Source organism: Mesorhizobium sp. M0676 (genome assembly GCF_040320535.1).
GTDB lineage: Bacteria > Pseudomonadota > Alphaproteobacteria > Rhizobiales > Rhizobiaceae > Mesorhizobium.
In genome coordinates this window covers 37680-43866 of sequence record NZ_JAMYPU010000036.1, presented here as the reverse complement: position 1 = coordinate 43866, position 6187 = coordinate 37680, and the positions used below count along the sequence as shown (strand labels likewise).

Sequence of the window (6187 nt, the reverse complement as noted above, 5' to 3'; positions counted from 1 at the left end):
GCGGGGGGGTGTTTTCACGCTTTTGTCGTTATTTCTGTTTTAAGTTTTTTGACCTGGGCCCCTACCTTCCCCCCCCCTCGCGGGGTTTTTTTTGGGGCGCCAAGCCTGGGATACTCACATCGCCGTAAAACCATTATCGACAAACAGATGCGTGCCATTGACGAAGCTGGACTCATCGCTGGCGAGGTACAGCGCTGCCTTGGCCACTTCCTCCGGCTCACCGATGCGGCCCTGCTGTGCGGCCAATGCGGCGTCCGACACGTCGACGCCGAGCTTGCCGAGATCGGCGACCTCGCGCAGGCCGTGCGGCGTGCGGATGAAGCCGGGACAGACGGCGTTGCAGCGTATGTTGCGGTCGCGGAATTCGACTGCGATGGCGCGCGCGAACATGTGGCAGGCGCCCTTGGTGGTGTCGTAGAGCACCTCCATGGGTGTGGCCGCCACAGCCGAGATCGACGAGGTGCAGACGATCGAACCGCCACCGGCAGCGATCATGCCCGGCAACACGGCGCGCGTCATCAGGAACATCGAGCGGACATTGACCGCATGCAGCCAGTCCCATTCCTGCACCGTCGTCTCCAGGAACGGCTTTATCACGATGGTGCCAGCATGGTTGAACAACACCGTGGCCGGGCCGAGCCTGGCAGTCGCCGCCTTCACTGCGGCCTCGACCTGCGCCTCGTCCGAGACGTCGGCCACCCAGTGTTCGGCGATATGTCCCCGCGCGCGTATCGCCGCCGCAGTGGCTGCCGCCGCCTCGCCATTGCGGTCAATGATCGCCACCTTGGCGCCTTCGGCGGCGAACAATTCCGAGGCCGCTCCGCCCATTCCGGTCGCGCCGCCCGAGATGATTGCAATCTTGCCGGCTAGTCTTGTACCCATGTTCTGTTCCCCGTTCCCGATCGAAATAATCCGCATTTACGCCGGAATGGCGATGCTATCGCCTATGCAGACGTCGGCCAAGCTTGTCGCTCGCTTGTCTCCAACAGGGGGTCTCCCAGCAATGCCAAACCAAATAATAAGGAATACTGAGAAAATCATTCTACATATCTCCAAAAAATAGCACTCGACAAAGTCTACTGATTTTATAGATTAATCCGCAAGACGGAGGTCGATATGTCCTATATCCAGAACGCCGAGACGGACCGCACCAGCCAGAGGCTGGCCAATAGCCAGGCTTTCCGCCCGGCCTATGCCGGCGCTTTCGCCTATCTCGTCTTTGCCCTTGCGTTCGTGTTCACCGGGGCAGTCGTGCTCGGCTTGATTCCCTGACCGATCAGGCCGAAAGGGTGGCGACCTAGCGCTTTCAGTGAGTGACCGGAGTTGATGAACCGAACGCGGACGCGCTTTGGCGCTGATGCTTGTTTTTACGCATGTCGTCGCTCAAAACCGGGGGCGACATACATCCAACGTGATGGAGGAGATGGCAATGCCGATCGAGTTCACGCATGTTCCCGGTAAAACGCACGCCGCCGATGCCGGTTCGGCCGTACCGTTCTTCTATGATTTCGTCGAGACGGCGACCAAGCTGTCGCTGATCGAGGATTCCGGCTTCCAGAACATCGTCGTCGACGACCCGGCCGGGCTGTTGACCAATATGGACATCGCCGCCCAGGCGCTGGACCGCACCTCGTCGCTGGAAGTGGTGCTGACGCACTGGGCCGGCGTGATCGCGCCAGCCGTTGCGGCGCGGCAACTGGCGGCGCTCGACGCCAGGAGCGGCGGCCGGCTGGCGCTGAGAATGCTGAGCGAGCCGCTGGATGACGACGATGCCGAGACGCGTCCGGTCGGCCACACCGTGGTCTGGCAGCGCATCGACGAATATCTGGTGCTGCTGAAGCGGCTGTGGTCGAACGACCGGCCCTTCGACCATGAAGGTGCATTCTACAGCATCAAGGGTGGCTATGTGCCGCGCAAGGGGCCGCATGGCGTCGACGTGATCATCCGCATGGGTGGCCAGTCCGGCACCGCGCTCAAGGTCGCCGGCCGCCATGCCGACGTGTTTGAACTCACGGCTGGTTCGCTCGACGAGATCCGCCAGCTGATGGAACGGGCGCGCAGCGCCGCCGCCGAGCATGGCCGCGCCGGCAAGCTGCGTTTTGCGCTTCCGGTCCGGGTCCGCTCGGAGGGTGGCGCCTCTACCGTCGGCCACAAGGCGGTCGAACTTTCCGGACCACCGGCGCAGATCGCCCTGTCGCTGCTGCCCTATGCGGCGCTGGGCATCAGCGAGTTCATGATCGTCGGTGTCGACCGGCCGCGCGAGATCGCCAGCGTCGGCCGCGAGACGATCGCGCTCTTGCGCAACTCGCTGGCACGCCGGGAGGCGGAGGTGCCGCAGCCCGGCGCGTTTGCCTCGCGGGGGGGTCGGATATTCACGCAGGGTGAATTTGCGGGTGGAATGAAAGCTATTTCGTAGCGTTCCTTCACACCCCCCTCTGCCCTGCCGGGCATCTCCCCCGCAAGGGGGGAGATTGGCAGCTTCGAGGTATCGCTCAGCTCTTCGACGTTGGAGAGTGGCGAAAGCGGTTGAGCACTTGATCTCCCTCCTTGCGGGGGAGATGGCCGGCAGGCCAGAGGGGGGTGCTGCCCCTCCAGCGTCAAATGGTTCCCAACGCCTTCGCTTTGGTAATCTAACCAGCTTTCCCACTCGACCGCTCCAGCGCCTCCAGCACCGCGCCAGATTCCGTCAGCGCACCAAACACCCCGTCCTCCACCGTCACCATATGCAGCGCCGCGTCATGCGCGTATTGGTCGCCGCTGGCGCAGGCGTCGGCGATGGTCAGGCACTGGAAATTGCGGTCGCAGGCCTCGCGCAGCGTCGTGTGCACGCAGACATCGGTCGTGCAGCCGGAAAAGATCAGATGGGTGATGCCGCGTGCGCGCAGCACAAGCTCCAGATCCGTATAGGTGAAGGCGCTGTTGCAGGTCTTGTCGACGATGATGTCGTGCGGCGCGACGTCGATCTCGGCGACGATCTGAAAGCCGGGGCCGGAGCGCAGCAGCACGTCGGTGCCTTCGAGACCCGCCCGCTTGCGGCGCCATCTCTCGTACGGCGTCATGTCGGCCATGTCGCCGCGATATCCCTGCCTGGTGTGAATGATGGTGAGGCCGGCCGTGCGTGCCGCTGATATCAGTCGGTTGACCGTAGGCAGGATGGCGCGCAGCGGCGCGGGTCATAACCCTTCCTGGCGAAATAGCCGGTCGGCGAGAGGAAATCCTCCTGCAGGTCGATGACCAGCAGCGCGGTGTTTGCCGGCACCAGCCGGCCGTCATAGGGGAAATCGAACGGTATCGCCTTGATCATCGCAGCCTGCCTCAATTGCTGCTCGGCATCGTGGCCCAGCAACCCTGGGCCGTCCATCCCTCGGTGCGACGACACCAGGTAGACCGATGCCAGGACGATGTGCCGTTGAGACATCGCGCCCACAATCGTCGGCCAAAAAGCCATCTTGTTTGTTGACTACAAAGCTCATGTTTTATAGTCAAGCAGGGGCACTCGGCCGCCTGAATTGTTTTCCAGCGGCGGTGCCGCGTTTGAGAGAAGCCAGAATCCGTGGCTGGAGTTTTCGGGGTCGAGATGGGGGTGTTCCCGCATCCCGTCACCGGCCAGCCGATCGGTTACGTGCAATGACGAAGCGAGGACGAAGCGTGTCCAGAAATGGTTTGTTGGCGGCGCTGGCCGCGGTCATGCTGTCGGCCGGCAGCGCTGCTGCGCAAGAGCAGCCAAACACGCAGCCCAGGGTGACGACTGTGCCCGCTGCAGATCCCCAGTCGGCGCCAACCGTAGTCGAACAGCCCGCACCGGCTGCGCCTGTCCCGCCGGCTCCGCCAACTGCCGGGCAGGCGGCGCCGACCGCGCCACAGCCGGCAACCCAGCCCGGTGCATCCGCGCAGGCCGAGGCTTCGGCAATATCGCTGACGCTGCCGCACGATCTGTCGCCCTGGGGCATGTTCATGGCCGCCGACATCATCGTCAAGGCGGTGATGATCGGGTTGGCCTTCGCCTCGCTCGTCACCTGGACGGTGTGGCTGGCCAAATCGCTGGAGATTCTCTTCGGCAAGCTCAGCGCCCGTCGCGCTGCGCGCGCCATCGGCAATGCCGCCACGCTGCGCCAGGCCGGGCGCGCGCTTGGCAACAGTGGCGGCCCCGGTGCGCTTTTGGTGCGGGCGGCCGAGGAAGAGACTGCCCTTTCGGCCGGTGCGCTCGGCCATGTCACCGGCGACGGGCTGAAGGAACGCGTGACGTCGCGCCTGTCGCGCATCGAAGCGGCGGCGGCGCGGCGCATGTCGCGCGGCACCGGCGTGCTGGCGACGATCGGCTCGACGGCGCCCTTCGTGGGCTTGTTCGGCACCGTCTGGGGCATCATGAACGCCTTCATCGGCATCTCGCAGGCGCAGACCACCAACCTCGCGGTCGTCGCGCCCGGCATCGCCGAGGCGCTGCTCGCCACGGCGATGGGCCTGGTCGCGGCCATTCCCGCGGTGGTCATCTACAACGTCTTTGCGCGGTCGATAGCCGGCTACCGGCAGCTCCTTGCCGATGCCTCGACCGGGGTCGAACGGCTGGTCAGCCGCGATCTCGATTTCCGCACGGTGCCGCAGGCGCCCGCGCTGGCGGCGGAGTGATGGGCCATGGCGGCTAGAATTCGCGAGGCTATCGATGGCGATCTCGAAGAAAACCACGAGATCAATGTCACCCCGTTCATCGACGTCATCCTGGTGCTGCTGATCATCTTCATGGTCGCTGCCCCCTTGGCGACAGTCGACGTCAATGTCGATCTGCCGGGTTCGACGGCGACGCCAGCACCCCGGCCGGAAACGCCGCTGTTCCTGACGCTGAAGGACGATCTGACGCTCGCGATCGGCAATGACAGCGTGCCGCGCCAGGCTTTCGCCGCGGTGCTCGACGGCAGAACCAAGGGCGACAAGCAGACCCGCATCTTCCTGCGTGCCGACAAGGCGGTCGGTTATGGCGAGCTGATGGAGGTGATGAACCTGCTGCGCGGCGCCGGTTATCTGAAGATCGCGCTGGTGGGGCTGGAGACGGTGCCGGCGGACGCATCCGCGGCGCACCCGGGCGCCGCCCCGTGACGCAACTGGCCGCCGCCGCCCCCGCGGCCGACCCGCCGCGCGCCGGCGTGCGCGAAATTGGCTTGTGGGCGGCTGCGGCCATTGTCATTGTCGGCGCGCATGTCGCGATCGTCTATGCCGTCCAGAGCTTCAGCCTGGCCAACATGGCCGATGGCGGCCCGCCGCCGGCTGTGGCTATCGAGCTGTCGCCGATGATGGTGGCGCCGGCGGTGCGGGTGGACTCAGCGGCCGACGTGGTGACGCCCGAGCCGCCGAACCAGATTGAGGAGGCGGTTGCCGAACTGAAGCCCGTCGTAGAGCCCGAGCCCGGTAAGCCGGAGCCGGTCACCGAGAAGAGGGAAGCGGCTCAACTCGATAAGACCGCTCCGATCGAGACGGCAGCGGCCGAGCAGCCCGATCAATCGCCGCCGCTGGATGAGGTGGTGCCCGACATCGTCCCGACCATAGCGCCGGATGTGGTCATCCCGCTGCCCCAGACCAAGCCGGCGGAGACCAAGCCGGTGGAGGCCAAGCCGATCGAGAAGGCGAAGAAGGCTGCCGAAAAACCCAATCCGAAACCGAAAGAGAAGAAGGAAAAGGCCGCGCCGGCGAAAGCGGTCGTGACCGCCAGTGTCGATCAAAAGGCAGCGGCGAAGGCGTCGGCGCCGAAGGCTTCGCAATCGAGAGGATCATCAGTCAGTGCAAGCAAATGGAACTCCCAGCTGATCGGATGGATCAATCGGCACAAGCGCTACCCGAGCGCGGCAAGGTCGCGGCGCGCCGTGGGTACCGCAAATGTGACCTTCGTCGTCAGCGCTTCGGGCAAGGTGACCTCCGTCCGGCTGACACGATCTTCGGGGGACGCCGATCTCGATCGCGCCGCGCTCGGCATTCTGCAGGGTGCGACGGTGCCCGCGCCACCGCCTGAGAAGGCCGGGACGGCTGTCGTGGCGCCTTTGATGTTCACGCTGCGGAACTAGAATCAGTCGGACAAGGCCGATCCCATGACCACGTACTTTCCCGCTTGACTGACCCGCCGGACCGAATACGCTAGCGCAAAATACCGGCCTTGGTCGCCGGGCGGCAAATATGCCTCGCATGCCTCGCCCTCCGGCGC

At 64.8% G+C, this 6187-nt stretch carries 6 protein-coding genes and 1 pseudogene; 5 read left to right on the top strand and 2 right to left on the bottom strand.

Translation table 11 applies throughout. The features are described 5' to 3' along the window. Window positions 1-114: 114 nt before the first annotated feature. Window positions 115-882 carry an SDR family NAD(P)-dependent oxidoreductase gene (locus NKI35_RS27825; RefSeq protein ID WP_023686096.1) on the bottom strand — a complete coding sequence of 256 codons (768 nt, stop codon included), beginning with the start codon at window positions 880-882 and terminating at the stop codon, window positions 115-117. A 234-nt stretch (window positions 883-1116) separates the two neighbouring features. Here NKI35_RS27825 and NKI35_RS27820 point away from each other — a divergent pair, with 234 nt between their 5' ends. Together NKI35_RS27820 and NKI35_RS27815 are read left to right on the top strand one after the other, a co-directional pair. After that, window positions 1117-1272, top strand: coding sequence for a hypothetical protein (locus tag NKI35_RS27820; protein WP_023670454.1), 156 nt, complete (start codon window positions 1117-1119; stop codon window positions 1270-1272). 157 nt (window positions 1273-1429) lie between these two features. Then, the gene (locus NKI35_RS27815) at window positions 1430-2416 is read left to right on the top strand and encodes an LLM class flavin-dependent oxidoreductase (protein WP_352741973.1); all 987 of its coding nucleotides are present in this window, start codon (window positions 1430-1432) and stop codon (window positions 2414-2416) included. A 214-nt stretch (window positions 2417-2630) separates the two neighbouring features. On the opposite strand, the pseudogene NKI35_RS27810 reads toward NKI35_RS27815, so the two are convergent. Beyond that, window positions 2631-3304, bottom strand: a pseudogene (locus tag NKI35_RS27810) (cysteine hydrolase family protein). 344 nt (window positions 3305-3648) lie between these two features. On the opposite strand from NKI35_RS27810, the gene exbB reads away from it, so the two are divergent. The 3 genes from exbB to NKI35_RS27795 are packed head-to-tail and all read left to right on the top strand — an operon-like array spanning window position 3649 to window position 6050. Next, entirely contained in the window at window positions 3649-4626 is a 978-nt protein-coding gene (gene exbB / locus NKI35_RS27805; RefSeq protein ID WP_352445020.1) for a tonB-system energizer ExbB, read from the top strand. A 6-nt stretch (window positions 4627-4632) separates the two neighbouring features. After that, on the top strand, window positions 4633-5091 hold the full coding sequence (gene exbD / locus NKI35_RS27800) for a TonB system transport protein ExbD (RefSeq protein WP_023726082.1): 459 nt from the start codon (window positions 4633-4635) through the stop codon (window positions 5089-5091). Further along, window positions 5088-6050: an energy transducer TonB gene (locus NKI35_RS27795; protein ID WP_352445022.1), complete on the top strand. Its 963-nt coding sequence runs from the start codon at window positions 5088-5090 to the stop codon at window positions 6048-6050. The genes exbD and NKI35_RS27795 overlap by 4 nt, the downstream gene beginning before the upstream one ends. Window positions 6051-6187: the final 137 nt, after the last annotated feature.

Coding starts and splice junctions, on each gene's coding strand:
- NKI35_RS27825 (WP_023686096.1), bottom strand. CDS start 882: ATGGGTACAAGACTAGCCGGCAAGATTGCAATCATCTCGGGCGGCGCG.
- NKI35_RS27820 (WP_023670454.1), top strand. CDS start 1,117: ATGTCCTATATCCAGAACGCCGAGACGGACCGCACCAGCCAGAGGCTG.
- NKI35_RS27815 (WP_352741973.1), top strand. CDS start 1,430: ATGCCGATCGAGTTCACGCATGTTCCCGGTAAAACGCACGCCGCCGAT.
- exbD (WP_023726082.1), top strand. CDS start 4,633: ATGGCGGCTAGAATTCGCGAGGCTATCGATGGCGATCTCGAAGAAAAC.